Origin of the sequence: Streptomyces sp. NPDC101234 (genome assembly GCF_044767525.1) — a bacterium.
Lineage (GTDB): Bacteria > Actinomycetota > Actinomycetes > Streptomycetales > Streptomycetaceae > Streptomyces > Streptomyces sasae.
This window is the reverse complement of sequence record NZ_JBIWOA010000026.1, coordinates 34,520-54,441: the sequence shown is the minus strand read 5'-3', so window position 1 is coordinate 54,441 and position 19,922 is coordinate 34,520. Positions and strand designations below refer to the sequence as shown.

At 69.0% G+C, this 19,922-nt stretch carries 18 protein-coding genes; 11 read left to right on the top strand and 7 right to left on the bottom strand.

Annotated elements, in window-relative coordinates; all coding sequences use genetic code 11:
• Window positions 1-140: 140 nt before the first annotated feature.
• A complete protein-coding gene (locus ACIRR9_RS37575; RefSeq protein WP_403761525.1) occupies window positions 141-551 on the top strand; it encodes a nuclear transport factor 2 family protein in 411 nt (136 codons plus the stop codon).
• A 61-nt stretch (window positions 552-612) separates the two neighbouring features.
• Here ACIRR9_RS37575 and ACIRR9_RS37570 read toward each other — a convergent pair whose 3' ends face one another.
• The 5 genes from ACIRR9_RS37570 to ACIRR9_RS37550 all read right to left on the bottom strand — a co-directional run bounded on the left by ACIRR9_RS37570 (window position 613) and on the right by ACIRR9_RS37550 (window position 6,061).
• On the bottom strand, window positions 613-2,136 hold the full coding sequence (locus ACIRR9_RS37570; protein WP_403761522.1) for an ISKra4 family transposase: 1,524 nt from the start codon (window positions 2,134-2,136) through the stop codon (window positions 613-615).
• A gap of 49 nt (window positions 2,137-2,185) precedes the next feature.
• Window positions 2,186-2,755 carry a hypothetical protein gene (locus ACIRR9_RS37565; protein WP_403761519.1) on the bottom strand — a complete coding sequence of 190 codons (570 nt, stop codon included), beginning with the start codon at window positions 2,753-2,755 and terminating at the stop codon, window positions 2,186-2,188.
• Window positions 2,756-2,811: 56 nt separating this feature from the next.
• A complete protein-coding gene (locus tag ACIRR9_RS37560) occupies window positions 2,812-3,453 on the bottom strand; it encodes a hypothetical protein (protein WP_403761516.1) in 642 nt (213 codons plus the stop codon).
• Window positions 3,454-4,634: 1,181 nt separating this feature from the next.
• A complete protein-coding gene (locus tag ACIRR9_RS37555) occupies window positions 4,635-4,973 on the bottom strand; it encodes a helix-turn-helix domain-containing protein (RefSeq protein ID WP_403761513.1) in 339 nt (112 codons plus the stop codon).
• Window positions 4,955-6,061: a tyrosine-type recombinase/integrase gene (locus ACIRR9_RS37550; protein WP_403761510.1), complete on the bottom strand. Its 1,107-nt coding sequence runs from the start codon at window positions 6,059-6,061 to the stop codon at window positions 4,955-4,957. The genes ACIRR9_RS37555 and ACIRR9_RS37550 overlap by 19 nt, the downstream gene beginning before the upstream one ends.
• 1,151 nt (window positions 6,062-7,212) lie before the next feature.
• Here ACIRR9_RS37550 and ACIRR9_RS37545 point away from each other — a divergent pair.
• From ACIRR9_RS37545 to ACIRR9_RS37520, 6 genes are all read left to right on the top strand, one after another.
• A complete protein-coding gene (locus ACIRR9_RS37545) occupies window positions 7,213-8,283 on the top strand; it encodes an AAA family ATPase (protein WP_403761800.1) in 1,071 nt (356 codons plus the stop codon).
• 87 nt (window positions 8,284-8,370) lie between these two features.
• A complete protein-coding gene (locus tag ACIRR9_RS37540; protein ID WP_403761507.1) occupies window positions 8,371-10,209 on the top strand; it encodes a hypothetical protein in 1,839 nt (612 codons plus the stop codon).
• Between the two features lie 89 nt (window positions 10,210-10,298).
• Window positions 10,299-10,775: a hypothetical protein gene (locus ACIRR9_RS37535; RefSeq protein ID WP_403761504.1), complete on the top strand. Its 477-nt coding sequence runs from the start codon at window positions 10,299-10,301 to the stop codon at window positions 10,773-10,775.
• A gap of 41 nt (window positions 10,776-10,816) precedes the next feature.
• On the top strand, window positions 10,817-11,254 hold the full coding sequence (locus ACIRR9_RS37530) for a hypothetical protein (RefSeq protein ID WP_403761502.1): 438 nt from the start codon (window positions 10,817-10,819) through the stop codon (window positions 11,252-11,254).
• A gap of 69 nt (window positions 11,255-11,323) precedes the next feature.
• Complete coding sequence (locus tag ACIRR9_RS37525) at window positions 11,324-11,659, top strand: hypothetical protein (RefSeq protein ID WP_403761499.1); 336 nt, start codon at window positions 11,324-11,326, stop codon at window positions 11,657-11,659.
• A 586-nt stretch (window positions 11,660-12,245) separates the two neighbouring features.
• The gene (locus tag ACIRR9_RS37520; protein WP_403761496.1) at window positions 12,246-12,623 is read left to right on the top strand and encodes a hypothetical protein; all 378 of its coding nucleotides are present in this window, start codon (window positions 12,246-12,248) and stop codon (window positions 12,621-12,623) included.
• 107 nt (window positions 12,624-12,730) lie between these two features.
• Here the strand turns inward: ACIRR9_RS37520 and ACIRR9_RS37515 are convergent, their stop codons facing one another.
• On the bottom strand, window positions 12,731-12,958 hold the full coding sequence (locus ACIRR9_RS37515; RefSeq protein ID WP_403761493.1) for a hypothetical protein: 228 nt from the start codon (window positions 12,956-12,958) through the stop codon (window positions 12,731-12,733).
• Between the two features lie 56 nt (window positions 12,959-13,014).
• On the opposite strand from ACIRR9_RS37515, the gene ACIRR9_RS37510 reads away from it, so the two are divergent.
• The 4 genes from ACIRR9_RS37510 (at window position 13,015) to ACIRR9_RS37495 (ending at window position 14,403) form a co-directional block, all read left to right on the top strand.
• Complete coding sequence (locus tag ACIRR9_RS37510; protein ID WP_403761490.1) at window positions 13,015-13,224, top strand: hypothetical protein; 210 nt, start codon at window positions 13,015-13,017, stop codon at window positions 13,222-13,224.
• Between the two features lie 40 nt (window positions 13,225-13,264).
• Window positions 13,265-13,621: a hypothetical protein gene (locus tag ACIRR9_RS37505; RefSeq protein ID WP_403761487.1), complete on the top strand. Its 357-nt coding sequence runs from the start codon at window positions 13,265-13,267 to the stop codon at window positions 13,619-13,621.
• Between the two features lie 98 nt (window positions 13,622-13,719).
• Window positions 13,720-14,115 carry a peptidoglycan-binding protein gene (locus ACIRR9_RS37500; protein ID WP_403761485.1) on the top strand — a complete coding sequence of 132 codons (396 nt, stop codon included), beginning with the start codon at window positions 13,720-13,722 and terminating at the stop codon, window positions 14,113-14,115.
• A 30-nt stretch (window positions 14,116-14,145) separates the two neighbouring features.
• On the top strand, window positions 14,146-14,403 hold the full coding sequence (locus tag ACIRR9_RS37495) for a hypothetical protein (RefSeq protein WP_403761482.1): 258 nt from the start codon (window positions 14,146-14,148) through the stop codon (window positions 14,401-14,403).
• Window positions 14,404-14,518: 115 nt separating this feature from the next.
• Here ACIRR9_RS37495 and ACIRR9_RS37490 read toward each other — a convergent pair whose 3' ends face one another.
• Window positions 14,519-19,609, bottom strand: coding sequence for a LamG-like jellyroll fold domain-containing protein (locus ACIRR9_RS37490; RefSeq protein WP_403761480.1), 5,091 nt, complete (start codon window positions 19,607-19,609; stop codon window positions 14,519-14,521).
• Window positions 19,610-19,922 lie beyond the last annotated feature (313 nt).

The window sequence follows — 19,922 nt, the reverse complement described above, 5'->3', positions numbered from 1 at the left end:
GCCTGTGGTGGGGCTGGCTCGTAACGTCGGGGCATGATGCGGCCGAGATGGCCTTGTTGCCCCTTGGCCAGGCCATCGGTCACAGAATGACGCTCTCCAGGACCTGGTTGAGTTCCTCCAGCGGCCCGTGAAGGATTCCCATGGCACTGAGCATTGAGGACCGCACCGTCATCTCCGAGTTGATCGCGATGCACGGTCATCTGTGCGACGAGGGAGAGTTGGACCGGCTGGATGAGTTGTTTACCGACGACGTCGTCTACGACGTCACGGACTTCGGCCAGGAGCCGCTGACGGGAGTGGAGGCCATCCGAGCGGCGGCTGTCTCCTTGGGTGACGCGAATCCAGTGGGTCATCACGTGACGAACATCGTCCTCACGGAGGGAGACGACGGCCAAGTGCACGCCCGTTCCAAGGGCATCGGCATCAATACGGACGGCACGAGCGGCAGCGTGACCTATGAAGACACCTTTGTGTTCACCGGCCAGGGCTGGCGCATCAGTTACCGCAAGGTCGTCGCACGGCGGGTGCCGTTGGGCGGGCGGAGGAAGTGAAACGGGCACAGCCCCTTGCAGGAAGCCCGGATGTGGATCTCGCTGGGGCGAAGGCCGCTGATCAGGCTGTGAGGCGGTGGTCGTGTCGGTCGGGGGTGGGGTAGAGGCGTTCGTGTTCGCGGGCGAGGTGGTGTCGCCAGTACTCCTCGAAGTCGCCGTTGTCTTTCAGCGCGCGGAGTTTGAGGATGGCTTCGGAACCGGCCAGGCCCCAGCGTGACCCGGTAATGGCGAGCCTGTCGGCGATGATGTGGCGGCAGGCACCCTCGATCGGGCCGGTGGCGATCGGCCAGCCGGAGGCCAGCGCGGTGTCGTAGTGCAGGCGCTCCGCGTGATGGGTGAGGTAGCGGATGCAGGCGTCGGCGCCCTCGCGGCTGGTCCCGCGCAGTCCGCCCTGGTCTGCCTGCGTGGTGATCTCGGCAACGGCCCGGGCGGCCTGACCGTGCAGGATGGTCGTCAGGTGGCCGGCGACCCAGGCTTCGCACTCGGGGGTGCTGGGCGGGTGGGAGCAGTGGGCCGCACCCCAGACATATTCACTCACATGCACGATGTCGATCAGGATGTGCACCCCGACGCCGCGCCGGTCGGCCTCGGCCTGGACCAGATCGATCTGGTGGTGGGCGCCGTCGACGAGCACGAGCCAGTCCCTCGCGTGGTCCCGGTCGCGGGCCTCGGCCTGGTCGAAGGCGGCGGCGACGGTGTGCTCGGCAGGATGGATCACCGAGCCGCACAGCCACTTCGCGACCGCCCTCGGCCCCGGCCGGGGCGGCCGGTTGCCGCCGCGTCCCTCGGGCGGGGCGATGATGTCGTGCGGACGACGCACCGCGGGATCGACATCGAACACACAGGCCAGCGTGGCCATACGCTTCCGGTTCGTTTTCTCCCCCGGCGCCAGCCTCGTGCGCATCGCCTGCTTCTTGTCCCGGTGCGCCTTCAAAGTCGCGGGCCGCAGGGCTTCGGGCCTCATGACGATGCCCTTGCCGTCGACCTGCAGGACCAACGCGGTGGACGCGGTCGCCGGCATGGGCACCCGTAAGCGGTAGAAACTGTCGATGTCGCGGGCCGCCTCGATGACCAGGTGCTCCGCCTGCCGCTTGCCCAGCACCTTCCCGCACCGCCGGTCGATCGCCTCTTTGGCCTGGTCATAGGACCCGCGGACGGCCTCGGTGACCGCGAGCCAGCGCAGGCCGTGCGAGTGCAGCCCGGCGGGCAGCGAGAGGTCCGCGTCAAGCGGGCAGACGTTGCTCATCGACCTGCCCCGCCACGCGGTCCGCGTCACGGTGACCGTGCCGAACACGCAGGCCAGACGCCGGCAATGCCCCGGCTCACGATGCGGGCGAACCCTGCCGTCCGCGCCACGGACCACCTCCCGGTCCCCTTGCCGCACCTGGTCCCGCTCACGTCGCTCCCGCACATCCAGATGGGCCTGGAACAGCAGCCGCAGCAGCTCACGGCCCCGCGCCTCGATGAGGTCTTCCAGCCCGTGGTGGGGCAGCGCGGCCGACTCCGGGGCGGCCAACACACCTGTCAGGCGGTCGAAGGCCCTTGCCGCGGCGGCGAACGGATCGAAGGCGTCGTACGGTTCCACAACGGCTCTTCTTTCTTCCGCGCTTCGGTCTGGCTGGTTACCTCCGAAGTTAGAGAGAAGAGCCTTTATCGTTCGGCGAGTTCACCTGATTCCCCACGTCCCGGCCCGGGTGCGCCGCCGAAAACTGCCCCGGCGCGTCCTCCACCAGCCAGCCCCGTTCCACCAGACGCTTCAGCTTCCCCCGGGTCCCCTCGATCTTCGCGGTCACCGCCGGCAGGCCGATCCTCGGCACGATCTGTTTCGCCTGCACCGGCTTCGCGGCGTCCATGACGACCTCGACGATGTCCCGGTACACATCTGGCAGCACGTCCACCGAGAGCCCCTCCCGCCAGTGCGGCACCATGATCGCCCCCACCACCCGCACCCCGGGCTCCACCACACCCTCCGGCTCCGAGCCCCCGGCCACCGGCACAACCGTCCCGGGCCCACCCAGATCCGCGATCACCTCGGCCACCGTCTCCCGCGTGATCCGCAACCGCGACCACGCCTCCCGCTCACCCTCAAGACGCGCGGTCAACTCCACGATCTCGGCCTCCAGGGCCTCCACCCGGGCACGGGCCGCCGCCTCCCGCGCCTCCAACTCCTCGATCAACGACCCCATCAGCGTCGCCTCCTCCACCCAACACGGTAGAGACCCGACCACGCCGCCATCACCCGCAAAGGCATTCTCCCAGCTCAAACCGTCCCCCGAGGAGAGCTACACCCAACATCGAGAGGCAGAGAATCGTCGCCGAGACACCGGTGCAGTTGCTCGGCCTGCTCCTCGTCCGTCATGAAGACGCTGGGTGCGGCGATGCGTGCCCGGGGAACTACGAGCTCGCCGACAAGGCCCCGACCTCGCGCCCAGGTGACGAAGGCACGCACCTCACGACGTTCTACCGCCCCTTCCTCCAACCACATCTCGAGTTCTGGCTGTGTGAGTTCCCCGAGAGCGGTGCCGTGCTCGTCGAGCCAGTCGAGCAGTTCCAGGGCCCGGCGCAGTCGCGATCGCATCTGGTGCTGTGTGCTGGCGCGTAGCGGGCGGTGCCGGTGGGCCCGGCGGATGCGGTGGAGCAGATACCAATGGGTGAAGGGGGTGACGAGTTGCCGCTGGGGGAGCGGTGCCTGGGCCAAGAGGGTGTCCGCCCAGCGGGGCAGGGCCTCCAGTCGTTCGTCGCGCGGCGGCAGCACCGCGGCGACGACGAGGACGTCGCGGATGTAGCGAGTGGTCGGCGTGTTGGGGAGATCGTCGAGCTGTTGGTGGGTGATCTCCTCATCGGAAATGTCAAGCTGGGACAGGAGGGCGGGCACTCCTGCGCGGGTCAGCCAGTGTGCCACTCTGCGGGGGTGTCCTGCGGCGGCGAGAGCCGAGTGGAAGTTCTGCCGCTGTGCGGGGACCGCTGTGTCTTGTCCACCGAGAGCTTCGGCCAGTTGTTTCGTGGCGAAGCAACGGGTGCACAACTGCTCGCGGAAGATCCTGTCGCTCGTGCCGCAGCGCTGGCACGCGTAGGTGAGATCGACTCCTGCGCAGGGTCCGCAGAAGCCGGCCCCTGCATCGGTGGAACCGATGAGTGGCCGTCGTTCTTCGCACTGAGCGCAGGCGCGGGGGCGTGCGCGCACTGCCGCGTAGCAGTGTTTGCAGACCGGGCCCATCGGCCAGAAGGCGTGGACAGGACGGTCGTGGAGACAGCGTGCGCATGGGCCCGTAGGGCGGGGACAGCAGCTCTGGCAAAACGGCTTGCCCGCCACCCTGCGCGCGCAGGTTCGGAGCCGGCCGCAGGAGGAGCAGGCGACCGGCGGAGCCTGATAGCAGCGGGAGCACAGATCGGGCCTGCCGTCGCCACCGCGCCGGTCGACCGTGCGTACTTCTCCGCAGCCGCCGCAGCGGCGCTCAGGTTGTCGGTAGCAGCGCCGGCAGACCGGACCGTCCGCCGAGATCGCTTGGACTGGGGCTTGAGCTCCGCACCCGACGCAGGTCCGCTCGGGGCGCGGGTGGCACCCCTGACAGCGGACACTGCCGTCGGGCATGCGGTAGGTCGCGCGGCGCACTCGCCCGCACTGCCCACATGCGGTGGCAACCTGCTTGCCGTAGCAGGTGCCGCAGAGCGGGCCGTTCGGGCCGCTACCGTTGATCCTCATCTGGCGGCCGCAGCCTGAGCAGGTCTTCGGCGACCGCACCCGGTAGGCGCAGCTCGAACAGCAGTGTCCGGCCGGGAGGCGATGCGTGAGCTCGCGCGAAATCTTTCCGCAGCTGGCGCATGTCGGCAGGGTGACCGGGCCGTGCCCAGCGGCCGCCAGGGCATGGGCGAGCCTCACTAAACTCTGTGGAGGCGTCGGGCCCGGATTCGTCAGGGCATCTTGGTGCTGCTGGAAGTGGCGGGCAAGGCCGACGCAGGAACGTGCTGTGATCTTCCCGCGGTTCAGTGCCTCCGTGGCCTGCTCGCCGGTCATCCCTGTGAGCTGGGAGGTGAGGTATGCGACGACCTGTCGATGTGCCTCGTCGAGGCGGAGGGGAGCGGTCATTGCGCGCCAGGGCGCCGGATCGTCGTGCGACGAGCCTGCGGCCGGGACACCGGCTGCTCGCCGGCAGTCTTGCGTACCTCAGCGTTGGTGGCCTCCACCCGGATCAGGTCGTTGGGCTCGCACGCGAGGATGTCGCACAGTGCGGCGAGCGTGTCCATGGACAGTCTTTGCGGTGTCTGGGTCACGAGACGAAAGACCTGCTCACGTGACAAATGAACGCCGCGTTCGGCCAGCAGCGGGACCAGTTCCGTGGTCTGGAAAATGCCCTTCTCCGCCATCCGGATCCGTAGCTGCCAGTCGATGCCCATCTTCCTGATCACGTTTCCTGCCCCCATAGATCGCCGTGCCGGGCTTGCAGTGAGCGTCGCAGCAGCCGGTTGCGGTACTCGTCCGAGACGTGGCTGTAAATGGCCGTGGTGCTGGCGTAGGCGTGGCCGACCTGGACGAACTTCTCTGGATAACCGAACTCGATCAGATGGGTCACGTAGCTGTGCCGCAGCGAGTGCAGGTCCAGCTCCGCCGGCAGGTCGGCGGACCGACGCGCCGTCTCGAAGGCCTCGTTCAACCGCCGCAAGGACATCCGGTCGCGCCGCTCGGTGATCCAGAATGCCGGGTGCTTGCCCGGCACGAAAGCGGGTCGGACCTCGCTGACGTACTGGTCGAGAACGTCGACGATCCAGTCCATTTCCGGGACGGTCAGAACGCTGCGGCGCTTGGGAGGTCCGCCCTTGGGGGCCTTGCCGTGACGGACGAAGATCGCTCCGAAACGGCCGTAGTCGGCGACCTTGGGGTTCCGGCGCAGGTCGCACAGGTCCAGGCCGCACGCTTCCTGGCGCCGCAGGCCGAAGGCGTAGACCGTCTTCAAGACGATGGCGTCGCGAAGGGCCGCGAGCGAGCCCTTGCGTCGTCGTGCGCGGATCTCCTCGACACGGCCATCGGCGGCGTCGAAGAGGGTCTGGACTTCGTCGTAGGTGAGCGGACGACGTTCGGCGGCTCCCTCGTACTCGCTGGTGTGGGTGACCGTGTTCCACTCGTGCAGGAGCTGGACCGGAGCCCGCCCGAATCGCTCGTCGCATGTGGACGGCCAGCCGTAGCGAGTGTCGGTGATGTAGTCGAAGAACAGCCGTAGGTCGTTCTGGTAGTTCCGTGCGGTCGACACCGCCAGCGGCCTGCCAGGGCGCCGGGTACGAAGGTCGTCGAAGAATGCCTCCACCTCGGCGGGGTCCCATTGCCACGGGTACTCATTGGTGAAGCGGGCCAGCCGACGGATCAGCGCGATCCGGGGGCGGATCGTCGACTCCCAGTTCAAGAAGCGCGTGCGCTGCTGCAGTGCCCAGCCCTCCAGCATGGCTTCCAGGACGGCGGGTTCGGGGTCCAGGTGCACGACTCCGTCGGCAAGGACCAGATGCGCAGCTCCTGGCATATCAACGACAGCACTCACGATGCATCTAACGCATCATCGTTGAGTCGGTAACGGGTACCTGGTCAGCGCATCCCAACCAGCCACCAACCCGGCGTTAGCCTGAGCACCACCTGCAGTCAGCGAGTTGGCCCAGCGCGACATGTGTTGCATTCAATGCAATACGACAGCCTGGAAGTATAAGAAGCAGCCCACGGTCCACGCACGCCTCGTCATCCGCCACCCAAGACCCCCTGGCGTCCACCCCGTCGCATCCGGTGCCGTCTCCGGCATCGCTTCCCTGCGCGTGCTTGGAAACGACGCCCCCTGCCGGCCCGTTCCAACAGGCCAAGCGGCCTGCGAGCCGCCGACGGGCGAGGGCGACTGTATATCGGTGCAGCAACGCATCCCGATCTACTGACGGCTGCCGCCCAGGCCTCGAACATCCCGCATGGACTCCCGTGCCCGGACATCCCCGACGTGCTGCGTTCCCTTTTTGATTCGTCACTTCGCTTCCAAAGATCCTGATACGGCCCTGGACCTGGCCGGCCCGGCCCTCCCCGGCGGGCAGGCGGCCCCGCCGCACAGGCAGGTACGGGGCAGGAGGCCTCGCCGTACCGGGGGGTGAGCCGGTGGCCGCCTGTTCGCGCATGTACTCGATTTCCCAGGTTGCCGCCGCCCCGCAGGCGCCTGGGAATCTGTCGTGCAGGTCACGCGGCACGACGCCTTGCGTCGTGCCGCCGGGAAAAGCCCTGAAAAAGAGTCGTGAATTCACGAGAATTCCAGCATTATCAAGCCGGAATACGGCTTCAGGTGGGGTGCGGGTCGAGCTATATTTGAATTGTTCCCGGGAAGGGCCGGGAATGGAAAACCCGCCAATGGGGCCGCCCGAAAACGGATGACGGGTGGAGTGTGCCCAAAAGGCGGCCGAATTCGAATTCGGATAAGGCGCCCCTGCTGGCCCCTTGCCGCCCCTGTCGATCCGCTTACCCGATGAAAGGAATTCCTCGATGACGAGCACCGCCACGTCTACGCCTGCCTCCCCGCCTTCGGCCCCCGCAGGGCAGCAGCCCGTCTCCGCACCGCCGCCTTGCACCCCCACGGCCCCCGCGACGTCTGCGGCGCCCGTGCCCGGCCCGGGCATCAAGGCACGCCCGGGCGAGTTGCGCGCGAGGATCGCCCAGTTGCTGGCGGCGAGTCCGGGGCGGGTCTTCACGGTCACGGAACTGGCCCGGAGGCTGGGGCATTCGGGCGGGGCGGTCGGCAACGCGTGCGACACGCTGGTGAGCCGGGGCGAGGCCGAGCGGTCCGGTTCCAAACCTCGTACGTACCGGGCGACTTCGGCGACGGCCGCCGCAGCCCAGCCCGCCGTACCGCCTCCTCGGCCCGCCCCGGCCAGCATGCCCCAGGTACCCCGCCAGGCACCGACGCCCCCGCCGCCCAACGGCCGACCGGTACCGATCATCCGCCCGAACGGGCAGACGTACCACCCCCGGGCGCTGGCCCAGCTGCCCGATGTGGAGGCACTGCGGCGGCTACGCACGGCGCAGGTGGCGGTGCTCCTGTACGGGCCGCCGGGTACGGGGAAGACCTCCCTGATCGAGGCGGCCTTCCCGGACCTGATCACGGTGGCCGGGGACGGGGACACCACGGTCGGCGACCTGATCGGCGAGTACACCCAGGACGCGAACGGCGGATACGAGTTCATCTACGGGCCGCTGGTGAGCGCCATGCAGGAAGGCCGGGCCCTCCTCCTGGACGACGCCACGCTGATCTCCCCGAAGGTGCTGGCCGCCCTGTACCCGGCGATGGACGGCCGCAGGCAGATCCAGGTCAAGGCGCACAAGGGCGAGACGATCACCGCCGCCGACGGCTTCTACGTGATCGCCGGACACAACCCGGGCGTGCACGGGGCGGTCCTCACCGAGGCCCTCGCCTCCCGGTTCAGCATGCAGATCCAGGTCGGCTCCGACTACGACCTGGCTGCCTCCCTGAAGATCAACCGCACGGCGGTACGCATCGCCCGCCACCTCGCCACCCTCCAGCAGGCGGGCGACCTCGGATGGGCGCCCCAGCTACGGGAATTGATCGCCTTCCAGAAGATCGCCGATGTCCTCGGCGCCGAGGCGGCCTTCGCCAACCTGGTCGGCATCGCCCCCTTGGAGGACCGGGACACGGTCGCCGAGGTCGTCACCAAGGCGACCGGCCGCCCGGTCACGGCCCTGGCCCTGGGCAGCCAGCTTTGACCGCCCGCCCGGGCCCTGCCGAGCGCCGGGCCCGGGCCGCCACCCCAACCCGCCACCGCCCCCTCCCAGAAGGGATCCGTATCCGCCATGCCTACGCACGCCCAGGCCCACGTCCAGCACACCCCGCCCGCCCTGTCCGAGACTGAACAGGCCCTGGCCCGCTGGGAGGACGACGGCGGCCCCGCCTTCGAACCCCCACCCGGTCCGCAGGCCGGACAGTGGCTGCGCATCGCGGCCGCCCTGACCGAACGCCTCCCGGAGCTCGCCGGACGCGAGGACGTGATCGTGACCTGCGAACACGGCACCCGCTCCGGCGCACCCGCCGCCTTCTACCCAGTCACGGCCCAACTGGAGATCGACGCCGCCCTGTTCGCCCCGCTGGCCCCCGCCACCATCGACCCCACCCAGGTCGGCGACGAGGAGAACTACCCGGTCGCCTGGGGCGCCCTCACCCACGAGGCCGCACACGCCGCCCACAGCCGCTGGTCGACCCCGCCCCCGCTGCGCGGCACGGCCCTGGACACGGCGGCCCAACTGCTGGAGGAGTCGCGCGCCGAGCACGCCCACCTCGCCCGCCGCCCCGGTGACCGCAGGTACCTGCGGGCCGCCGTACACACCCTGGTCATGGAGGACTTCACCAGCCAGACCCCCGCCGACCGGTGGCAGGCCGCCGTGGCCGCCGGGCTGATCCTCGCCCGCCGGGACGCCGGAATCCTCGACGAGGACGAGACCGAAGCACTGAAGGACACCGTCACCGCCATCCTCGGCCCCGACCTCCTCGACACCCTCACCGCGATCTGGACCGCCGCCCACGCCACCGCCGACGAGGACGAGCAGGCCATGCTGGAGCACGCCCGGGCCTGGTGCCAGGCACTCGGCGCCAACTCCTGCGGCCCGGAACCGGCCCCGGACCCTACCGCAGGACACCAGGGCGAGCTCGCCGAGGCCATCGGCAGGGTCCTCGGCGCCGTGGCCACGAACGAGGCCGCACAAGCCGCAGCCCAGGCACGCGTCACCACCGCCCAGACCGGCCGGGCACGGGCGAAGGCCGCCCAGGCCGCCCACGCACGGCAAGCCGCACAAACGGCCGAGAAGGTCTTCGCCCCCGGCGCACGCCCCTACACCCCCCACACCCCGGGCAAGGCCACCACCAAGAACAAGAGCAGGGGCCGCTCCCCGGTCACCGGAAGCCGCCCGCCGACCCGGGCCGAGAAGGCGGCCGCCGGGCAGCTCGCCCGCGCACTACGGGCCGCCGCCTACCGCGAACGCACCACCACGGTCACCGCCTCGGCGGCCCCGCCCGGACGCCTCAACATGCGCCAGGCCCTCGCCCGCGACGCGCAGAAGGCCGCAGGCGCGATCCCGACGGCGACCCCCTGGGTGCACACCGTGCACCGGGCAGGCCCGATGCCGCCGTTGCGGGTGGGTATCGCGGTGGACGTCTCCGGCTCCATGAGTCTTGCCGCCGGACCGATCGCCTCGGCCGCCTGGATCGTGGCCAAGGCCACCGCCCTCACCGACCCCGACTCGCGCAGCGCGACCGTCGCCTACGACCGGTCGGTCACTGCGATCACCGCACCGGGCCGCGCCCCCAACCGGGTCACCGAGTTCGACGCCAGCGGGATGGGCCACAGCCTCGCCGAGGCCCTCGACGCCCTGGAAGCCGGAGCAGGCCTCACCCAACCCGGGGCAGGCCGCCTCCTGGTGATCGCCTCCGACGGCTACTACGGCTCCAGCGAAGCCGCCCGGGCGGCCGCACGCATCACCGCCCTGCGCGCAACCGGATGCGCGGTGCTGTGGCTCGCCTTCGACCCCGACCCCCGCCCCCTCCCCGGCACCACCCTCCTCGAACTCACCGACCCCACCCAGGCCGCCACCGCGATCGGCAAGGCCGCCACCGCAGCCCTCGCCGCCATCACCCCCTGACGCACCCGGGTGCCGCCCCCCGCCCGGGGCGGCACCCGCTCACCACTCAGACGCTCAACCGACCACCCTCACAAAGGAGTTCAGACCCCATGACCTCACTCGCCGAACGCGCCCACGCCGCCGCCGACTACATCCGCCACAACACCGCCGTCAACCCGCGCGGCCCCTACCGGGGTGAGGAGCACGCCCGCACCGCAGTACGACTGGCCGCCGCCCTCGGCCTCGGCCTGGACCAGATCACCACCGCCCCGGACTCGCTGCGACGCCGCACCACCCCCGGCGAGCCGGTCCTGGCCACCGCCACCTGCCCCGACACCACCGAGGAATACGTCTTCCTCGCCCGCTTCCCGATCTACGAAGACGAACCCTTCGAACTCCTCGGCCCCTGCCCCGAATGCTCCGGCCAGGTCCCCCTCGCCACCATCCGACACCTCGCCGACCTCGGCATCCACCTCACCCTCCCGCCCCTCACCCCCGAGGACATCACGCACCCGAACACCCTGCCGGACACCTTCGCCAGCGACGAAGGCCACACCAGCACCTGCTGCTACGGCGAAATCTTCTGACCTTCCAACCCACCGCACAGGCAGGAAGGAAACCCACCACCATGACCGAACACGCCAGCCGTATCCGAAGCACCACCCCCACCGCCCCACCCCCCACTCCCGGTCGAGCCCCCGGACACGAGGCCCTACGCACGGTCCTCGGCGAAGACGGATACCAGCGCCTCGTCCACCAACGGCACGAACGCGACACCGCACTCGGCGAACTGGCTGACCTGGTCCTCAACACCGCCGCCGAAGCCGACCGGCTCCACGGCAAACTGCGCCGCCACGCCGCCCACGCCCGCGACCGCCTCGGTGAACTCTTCAACCCCCGCCTCGATCCCGCCTTCGTGTCGGGCACCGGCCTGCTGCAGAACACGGGCCACGCCACCGATCTGCACGCCGCGCGCTTCGCCCAACAGATGAACCAGCTCGCCCTGGTCGTGGAGAGCTACCAGACCGTCATGCGGCGCACCGCAGGCGTCACCGACCGCAGCTGACCCCATGGGGGCCCGCACGCGGGCCCCCATCCCGCCCACGCGTCACATCCGTACAAAGGAGAACCGGTCGTGAACGCCCACCACAGCATCGCTGCCCACCGCCTGCTCACCGAGACCCACAACCGCCTGTCCGACCACCCCGACCAATCCGTCCCGCCCCTGGACGACCTGCTGGCCCAGCTCGTCGTCGAGCTCTACGACCATGACCGCCTTGGCGGTCGGACACGTTCGCTGGGCGGCACGGTCGATGAGGCCGCCGCCTGCCTGCTGAACCTGGCCACGCCCCAGCGTGTGACCAGTCCCTTCGACGAAGACCTCCGCACCCGGATGAGGGATCTGGACCGACGCCCCCTGCCTGAGCGCCTCCTCCTGCTGAAGGCAGCAGTACGCCGTACCAGGCTGTGACCAGGCGCCGTTGACCATGCGGGGCCCCGCACCCGGGCCCCGCACCCGCTCGCGGACCAGGACCCCCGGCCCGCCTGCTCTGGAAGGACTCCCCCCATGCCCGGTACCGACATGCCGCAGCACCCCACGCTGGTGCACCAGATCCTCCTGCGCGCCCACTCACTCGTTATCGCCTCCGAGAACGAGGAAGACCCGCCCCTGGCCGGCCTGCTGGCCCGCGCGGCAGACCATGTGCAGGCCGAAGACGGCGAACACCTGGACCCGCACGCCCTCACCCGGGCCGTGGCAGAGGCCGCCGCACGACTGCTCGCCCGTTGCAAGATCCCCGTCACGGCGGACGACCCTAACGCGGCGACTACCTGCAGGCCCTCGACCGACTCCCGCGTACGGCCCGCGCTGGCCTGCTCACCGTGGCCATCCGGTACACGGCACCCGACCCCCACAGCATCCTGCCGTCCGCCAAGCTCGCCCCGGCCCCGGGACGACAGACGGCCCCGCGGAGCCACATGAGGGGGTCCTGCCCGTGCCCGTGCAACAACGGTGATTTCTGCGGAGGCTGCGGGCACGCGGGCTGCGGAGGACGACGATGAACCGGCATGCCCCGCGCGGCGACGCCGAGTTGACGATGCGGCACGCCTTCGACGACGGCGGCGTCGAGCCCGACGGCGCCGAGCCGTACGACGAGGTCGCCGACCTGCTCACCGGCACCGTCCGGGTATGCGCCCGCCGCTGCGACACCTGCATCTTCCATCCGGGCGACCTCATGCACCTGCAGCCCGGACGTGTCGCATCCATGGTCAGCCGGGCCCGCGAGATCGAGGGGCACGTGGTCTGCCACAAAACCCTCGGAACCGAATTGCCGGCAATCTGCCGAGGCTTCGCCGACGGCCCGGACCAAGGCAACAGCCTCGCCCTCCGCCTGGCACGCGCGCTCGGCACACTGCAGGAGGTTCCCCCGTCATGATCATGGCAGCGGGATCTGGCCGCTGACAGGCCTGGCGGTCGTCGGCGTAATCTCCCGCCGCCAGGGACAAGACGGATCGGGGCCCACGGCCATGGGGCCTCTGTCCGTCATCCGGTATAGACGAGCTGGCGGCTGTAGATGCGCCCGTTCACGAGGTACGCCGGCGCCACGAGGAAGGAGATCGGCGCATCGGAGTCGCACGACGCCCGGGCTTCCTGTCTGCCAGGGTCCAGGGGCACTCCTGCGGTGTGGGCGTAGCTCCATTCGTGTGCGAGCCCGACCTTGGCGATGCGCTCTGTCAGGGTGACACGGTCGGTCCGCAGCCGGTTGATCACGGCCTCGATGCCGGGCTCTTCCGCTAGACGAAGGGACTGCTGGATGGACTGCCGAGATGGTGACGAAGATCCAGTACGAGGCCGATCGGCGCACCGACGAAGTGCGGGTCAAAGCTGTCGAGGACGACGTCGCCCAGATACGGCGCGAACGCGAGTCGGAACGCCAAGAGACCCGCAGCGTAAGGCGGTTGGCTATCACTGCGCTCGTGGCTCCGGTCGTCGTGGGAGTGATCGTCGCGATCGTGACCGGCAAGCTCGGACTGTAGGCTCAGAACAGCAGGCGCGGGGGAGAACAAGGAACGCGCCATGCCTGATCTCTGGCTGCCTGGAGCTGAGCGGCACCCGCTCAGCGACACCGCACCCACCGACACGCAGTACGACCCACGCGTCATCTGGCACATCACGTGGGACAAGAACGCCACGGCGGCCAAGCCCGCCGATCTCGTCGCGTTCGACAAGCTCGTGCAGTACTTCACCGGCGGCGGCAAGGCAGTCGCGCCGCATCTGCTCTGGGATCCCTTCACGGGCAGGATCGCCCAGTTCTACCCGGCGAACAGCCGGTCCAAGTCGGTCGTCGACACCGCCGGCGGCACCCGGACCAACCGCGCACCGGGAAGGTGTGTCTCCAAGTCGAGACGCTGTTCTTCCCGTACTGCCGCGTGAACGGGAAGTCGTACGCGACTGTCCGGGATACCCCGGCCAAAGGTCTCGACAAGGTCCTGGCCTGGGCTCGGAGTTGGGGAGTGCCGGACACCTGGCCGATGGGCTCTCCGACCTGGAAGGCGAACCGCGACGAGCGCACCTGGGAGACGGAGGGAGGGCACTACGGCCACGGTCAGACGCCCGAGAACCAGCACACCGATCCGGGCCCGATGCCGAAATGGCTGACTGCCACGTCGACGACGCCCAAGCCGGGCCCGCCTGCGTTCCCCGGCCGAAGCGCCTTCGGCCCTGACAAGTCGAACGCCTCCATCTTCCTGCTGGGCCAGCAGCTCGTCCGTCGCGGATACGGCGAGCACTACCGGGTCGGACCGTCCCGCGACTGGGGAGAAGCGAACCGCCTCAACGTCGCGGCCTTCCAGCGCGCCCAGACGTGGACCGGATCCGACGCCGACGGCTACCCCGGGCCCGAGATCTGGTGCCGACTGTTTTCCTGACTTTCCCATCAGCCCAAGGAGCAAGACTCCATGAACAACCTCTTCACCTCGCTGGTACGCACAGGTGTTCCGGCCGCCGTCGGCTGGCTCGTCGCGCTCGCACTGCGCCATGGCCTCGCCCTTGACGCCGCTGCGGTCACGGGTGTCCTGACGCCGGTTGTCACCTTCGCGTACTACGGCGTGTTCCGTCTCGCCGAGGAGCACCTGTCGCCGCGTTTCGGCTGGCTGCTGGGGTACGCGCGACCGCCGAAGTACGCGGCCCCGGGGCTCTCGTTGCCGCCGACCTGAGGGATGACGGCATGTCGTTGAACTATTCGTGACCCCACATGGAAGAAGGCCCCCGCCTCACGGCGAGGGCCTTCGACCTCTTGGAATCACCCACCATATCGGCGGGATGGATTGATCAGGTGTAGTAGCCGCTGGTGTCGACGATGAAGTCGGCGTTGCCGTCGCTGTTGTTGTAGATGCTGATCTGTCCGCTGGTGTCGGTGGGGGTGAGGGTGAGGTTGGCGAGGGTGTCGCCGGTGCCCCAGTTGAGGCTGCTGGTGGCGGGTTTGCCGACAGCGGTCGGGTAGGCGATGGCGTACCCGCTGCCGGCGGTGTCGGTCACGGTGAGCATGGCGGCGAGGGTGGGTGTGGTGGCGGTGGTGACGTGTTGGGTGGTGCTGGCGGTGAGGTTGTAGGTGCCGAGGGGGCCTACAACGCCCGTGCTTCCGCCGATGCCGCTGCGGGTGTCGACGAGGCGGGTGGGGTTGATGGTGTGGAATTTCTGGCCGGTGGTGCTGGTGGTGTAGTAGCCGGAGATGTCGGCGATGACGGCGGCGGCGCTGCTGTGGACGGAGATGGTGATGGTTCCGGAGGTGCCGATGGGGACGTCGCCGGAGAGTGAGGCGATGGCGTTGCCGGGGTTGAAGCTGAGGCTGGTGTCGGCGGTGGGGGCGTATCCGGTGGCGTATGCCTGGAGGAAGCCGGTGCCGGCGGCGTTGGCTGCGGCGAGGTTGACGGCGACGGCGGTGGCGTTGCTGGGGATGCCGTTGAGGCCGGTGGTCTGGAGGGTGAAGTTGGTGCCGGCGGCCACGGTGCCGGTGCTGGTCAGGCTGGTGTGGGCGACGCTGGATCGGGTGTCCAGGGCGCGGACCTGGCTGGTGAGCGGTGTGTAGGTCTGGTTGCCGGTGAGGGACGGGTCGCTGGTGAAGTAGCCGGTGACGTCGACGATGAGGGCGGCGGTGGCGCTGCTGGTGTCGAGGTGGGTGTAGAGGTCGATCTTGCCGTCGTTGCCGACGGGGACGATCTGGTAGCCGGTTCTGGTGGTGCTGGCGGTGAAGTTGGTGGACGAGGTGACGGGGCGCTGGGTGCCGTCGGCGTAGGTGGTGACGTAGCCGTGGTCGGTCTCGCCGGTGGCGGTGACGTCGATGGCGACGGCGGTGACAGTGCTGGGGATTTTGGCGGGTGCGCCGCTGACGGGTGTGGTGACGGTGTCGCCCGCGATCATCAGTTGGGTGACGGAGCCGGAGGCGACGGTGCTGGCGCCAGCGGTGATGCCGCTGGTGTAGGTCAGGCCGCTGCTGCTGCGGGTGTCGAGGATGCGGGTGGGGGTAACGGCCTGGTGGTAGCCGGCCGGGGTGTAGGGCTGCGCCGGAGGTATGACGGAGCCGGTCCAGGTGCGGGCGCGGGCGAGCTGTCCGCTGAAGTAGTCGATGCGGGTGGCGTTGGTGTTGGCGGAGATGTCAAAGGCGTCGCCGAGCTCGAAGTTGCCGCTGGCGCCGGTGCTGGGTGCGGTGTGGTTGCCGGTGGCGACGAAGACGTCGTCGACGTAGAGGTTCATGACGCCGGTGGGTTTGTCGTAGGTGGCGGTCAGGTGGGCCCAGGTGCCGAGGTGGACGGTGCCGCCGGTGATGGTGTCGAAGGTCGAGGCGGTGCCCGGGGTGGTGTTCAGGCTGAACTGCCAGCCGCTGGAGGTGGGGATCAGCAGGATGCCGGAGCCGGTGGGCCTGAGGTACACCGTGAGGCCGCTCTGGGAGAGGACGGTGCCGCCGTAGTCGGTGGGGTTGGCCCAGATGGACACGGTGAAGGACTTGGCCAGGTCGAGGGCCTTGCTGCCCTCCAGGTAGTCGTGGTCGGTGGAGTCGAGCTGGACGTCGGGGCTGAACAGGCCGCCGGTGGGGGTGGTGACGCCGCTGGTTCCGGTGAGGGCGATCGCGCTGCTGGCCGAGTCGTCTGCGGTGAGCGCGGTGGTGTCGTAGTCGTTGAGCGGCCAGTCGTGGGTGTCGGTGCTCAGCACCTGTCCGTTGGGGATAGGGGTGGTGAGGGTGGCGGTGCTGCCGGACAGGGTCATCTCATAGGCGGTGGCGGTGCCGGTGTTGCTGACCGTCCACAGGTCGGGGGTGCCGTCGTTGTTGATGTCGGCGGCCTGGAGGGTGGGCTGGCTGACGGAGTCCCAGCTGGTGGTGGCGACCTCGACGGAGGTGAGGGCGGAGGCGCCGTTCGCGAGGGCCTGGAGATTGTCGGGGCTGAGGTACCAGAGCTGGCCGGCGGAGGGGTCGCTGGTGTGGTTGGCGCTGGTGTCTCGGGCGAACAGCTCCGGCAGGCCGTTGGCGTTGAGAGTGCTGGTGATGGTCCAGCCCGTCCAGTCGGCGGTGCAGCTGGTGGTGGTGCTGGTGTTCTGTGCGAGGCAGTACGGGTTGTAGTTGCCCAGGTCGATGGCGTTGTCGGCTCCGGTGTACTTGCCCCGGCCGTTGTCGGCGGATTCGTCGTACAGGTGGCCGTTGATCAGCAGGAGGAGGTCCGGGTAGCCCGTCGGTGTGAAGCCGTTGAGGGTGTTGTACAGGCTGCCGCCGCTGGCGATGGACGTGGCCGCAGTGGTGGTGCCGGCGGTGGTGCCGTCATCGTTGCCGGCGGCGTCGGATAGGGCGAAGACTCCGGCGGAGTTGGTGACGGGGAGGGAGTCGACGGGCTGGAGATCGGTGCCGTCGCCCTGGCCGCGCAGGATCTCGCCGCTGATGGCACCGGTGGCGGTGTCGTAGTAGTAGTCGAGGACGTCGTTGAAGCCGGAGCCGGTGAAGAAGTGGCCGGTGATGGCCTGGGTGCTGGTGAAGGAGGTGGCGGTCTGGGTGGTCGAGATGCCGTTGCCGTCGATGCCGACGTTGCGGGCGACCGGGTCGACCTTGCCGCTTCCCGCGCCGGTGGCCTGCCAGAGCCCTGCGGGCAGGGAGTTCTTGCCGCCGACGGTCAGCAGGTCGGCGTTGCCGTCGCCGTTGAGGTCGTCGTTGGTGGCGGTGGCGGGAGCCTTGGCGATGAACCGGTAGTCGTCGGTGTCTCCGATGTTTCCGCTGGTGCCGACGGCGGTGACGGTCAGGACGTCGGTCTGGGTGGTGGGCTTGAGCGAGATGGTGGCGGTGTAGGGGCTGCTGGTGGCTGCCGGGACGCTGACCGGGTTGCCGCCGTTGAGCTGGTAGCGGTAACTGCCGGGAGCGGTGGTGGTGTCGGTGTCCGTGATCGCGAAGCTCGCGGCTGTGCCTACTGTGCACAGGCTGTCACCCGAGGGGCTGTCGGTGAGCTCCGTGCACTGGCTGGTGGAGGACGTGACGGGACTGATGGTGGGGGCGCCGGGTGCGGTGGGGTCGTAGTAGAAGTGGCAGGTCTTGGACTGGTTGCTGGTCAGGCGCTGGTCGGTGACGGTGAGGTACCAGGCGAACTCGGTCTTCGCGGTCAGCGCCTGGAAGGGCCCGGAACTGCTCGTGCGGGAGTAGAGGGTGCTTGCGGGGGTACCGCTGGTGGCGGGGATAGCCCGGGTGTAGGTGGTGCCGCTCGACATGTTCTTCAGGGTGAAGTTCGCGGTGAGCGGGCTGGTAGTGCCGTCCGGGTCGGACACCCCGGCACGCAGGGTCACGTCACCCAGGCCCAGCGAGGTGGGGGTGGCGGCAGAGCAGCTGGTGGAGGGGCTGGTGGTCAGCGAGGTCGGAGTGTCGGGCTTGTGGTCGTAGGTGGTGGTGATGGTGGCCTGCTTGCTGAACTGCTTCCAGGCCAGGTCGTTGCCCTCGTCGGCGGCCTTCAGCTCGAAGGTGGCCTTCGACCACTTGCCGGCGGCGGCTTGCTCCATGACCTTTTGGATGTCGAAGGTGACGTCCGCGGGACCGCAGTCGGTGGACCAGCCGTTGGCGACGGTCTGGGGGTCGATGGCGATCGGGAGGTGCTTGGGCTGGTTGTTCCAGGTGGTGCTGGAGGAGATCGGATCGGTCGCGTAGAGGTCGACTTCCTCCTTGGTGCAGGAGGCCGACCAGTTCTCGTAGAAGGAGATCTTGGAGGAGATCACGTCGTCCGCGTTCCAGACGCCACTGTGGATGCTGGTCTGGAAGTAGGCCCGGTTGGTGGAGACGTCGGAGGTCCAGTCGGTGTAGCCGACGTGCAAGGGGCCGGGAGTGGACGCGGCGGGCTTGTAGAACGCGGTGCTGGGCCACTCGCTGTCGACGAACGCCCACGCCTGGACGGTGTCGGTCTGGCTCGAGGGCGTGAAGGTGACAGCGAAAGTGGGGTCGATGTAGACCGGGTAGACGGTGTGCTTGCCCCTCAGCAGGGTGCGCGCGGGAGACAGGCTGATGTGCCCCCGATGATAGGCGGCCTTCAGGCTCGCCTTCTGGGCAGCGTCGCCCGCTGAAGCGGGGCTGGAGGCGAGGGGGATGCCGCTGCGGCGGTCCACGGTCTGTCCGGTGTGCGGGTCGGTCGTCTTCGGCGTGTTCGTGGCAGGTCGGCTGGAGTCCCACATGGTGGGGGCGGTGGCCGAGAACACGGTCTGGCCCGTGCGGTTCTTGGCGGTGATGTCGCCAGCCGTGTCACTGGCCAGGGTCACGCCTGTGGCCTTGGTGGACAGGTTCAGGTCGGTGAGTGCGGGGTTCGCCGCGGCGGTGGCGTTCTTGACTACCAGGACTTCGCTGAACCCGCCGGTGTCCTGCGCGGTGACCGCGAGGTCCACACCGGGCAGGACGTCGTGGTACGTAGCTGTGGAGCCCGACAGGGTAGGTGTCCCGAGGGCGAAGGTCGAGGGGAGCGAGACGGCCAGGGAGCTGCTGCCGGCCTGCATGGTTGCTAGTGGTTCGTTCGTGCTGCCGCCGGACAGGGTGAGCGAGCTGGTGGACAGCTTGGGGGAGATGGTGCCGTCCGCTTGACGCACGAGCGTCGGATCCAGGCTCTTCCATCTGCCGTGGACCAGTTTGCGTACCGGGGCGATGGTCTGTCTGAGCGTCAGCGTGCCGTTGGGGTTCGCGGTGAGTGTGGAGGAGTCCGTGGTTGCGGCCGTTGCCTGGACCGGTTTACCGGTGGATCGGGCCTTTGCCAGGGCCTGTGCCTCACTCAGCCCGGCGGAAACGCCGGCCGATGTGTGAGCCGTGTGGGCTGTCGTGTTGGCGTGAGCCGTCGACGTGGCCGCGTGCGCGAGGCCGGGGAAACCCAGGGCGCCGGTGACCGCGAGAGCGGTAGCACCGACTATCGCGCGGCGCACCCATGAACGGGGCAGAGATGTCCGCGAATTCTTTTGCACTTTCTTTCCCCCAAATATTCATGCTGATGGGAAATTCCACAGGCATTACCCTCGACCGGTGTTAGCTGACCCCACGGGAGAGTCAATGACTCGTAAAATTCTCTTGGTGATCTTGTGGGGGTTCGTTGGGTCGCACACTGGCCCGAATGAGGGGCGTGTGTTCGCAATATGAGCTGGTCGGGGCCGCGCCACCGTATGGGGTTTGCGTGGCCCGACGTGGGGCTATGTGACCTAGATCACTGCATGTACATGCCGTTGATGTCCGCTTCTGGTG

Excerpts from the sequence above, each read along its gene's own strand:
- ACIRR9_RS37575 (WP_403761525.1), top strand. The coding sequence starts at position 141 with ATGGCACTGAGCATTGAGGACCGCACCGTCATCTCCGAGTTGATCGCG.
- ACIRR9_RS37555 (WP_403761513.1), bottom strand. The coding sequence starts at position 4,973 with ATGGGGGCAGGAAACGTGATCAGGAAGATGGGCATCGACTGGCAGCTA.
- ACIRR9_RS37550 (WP_403761510.1), bottom strand. The coding sequence starts at position 6,061 with ATGCCAGGAGCTGCGCATCTGGTCCTTGCCGACGGAGTCGTGCACCTG.
- ACIRR9_RS37540 (WP_403761507.1), top strand. The coding sequence starts at position 8,371 with ATGCCTACGCACGCCCAGGCCCACGTCCAGCACACCCCGCCCGCCCTG.
- ACIRR9_RS37535 (WP_403761504.1), top strand. The coding sequence starts at position 10,299 with ATGACCTCACTCGCCGAACGCGCCCACGCCGCCGCCGACTACATCCGC.
- ACIRR9_RS37530 (WP_403761502.1), top strand. The coding sequence starts at position 10,817 with ATGACCGAACACGCCAGCCGTATCCGAAGCACCACCCCCACCGCCCCA.
- ACIRR9_RS37520 (WP_403761496.1), top strand. The coding sequence starts at position 12,246 with ATGAACCGGCATGCCCCGCGCGGCGACGCCGAGTTGACGATGCGGCAC.
- ACIRR9_RS37510 (WP_403761490.1), top strand. The coding sequence starts at position 13,015 with ATGGTGACGAAGATCCAGTACGAGGCCGATCGGCGCACCGACGAAGTG.
- ACIRR9_RS37505 (WP_403761487.1), top strand. The coding sequence starts at position 13,265 with ATGCCTGATCTCTGGCTGCCTGGAGCTGAGCGGCACCCGCTCAGCGAC.
- ACIRR9_RS37500 (WP_403761485.1), top strand. The coding sequence starts at position 13,720 with ATGGGCTCTCCGACCTGGAAGGCGAACCGCGACGAGCGCACCTGGGAG.
- ACIRR9_RS37495 (WP_403761482.1), top strand. The coding sequence starts at position 14,146 with ATGAACAACCTCTTCACCTCGCTGGTACGCACAGGTGTTCCGGCCGCC.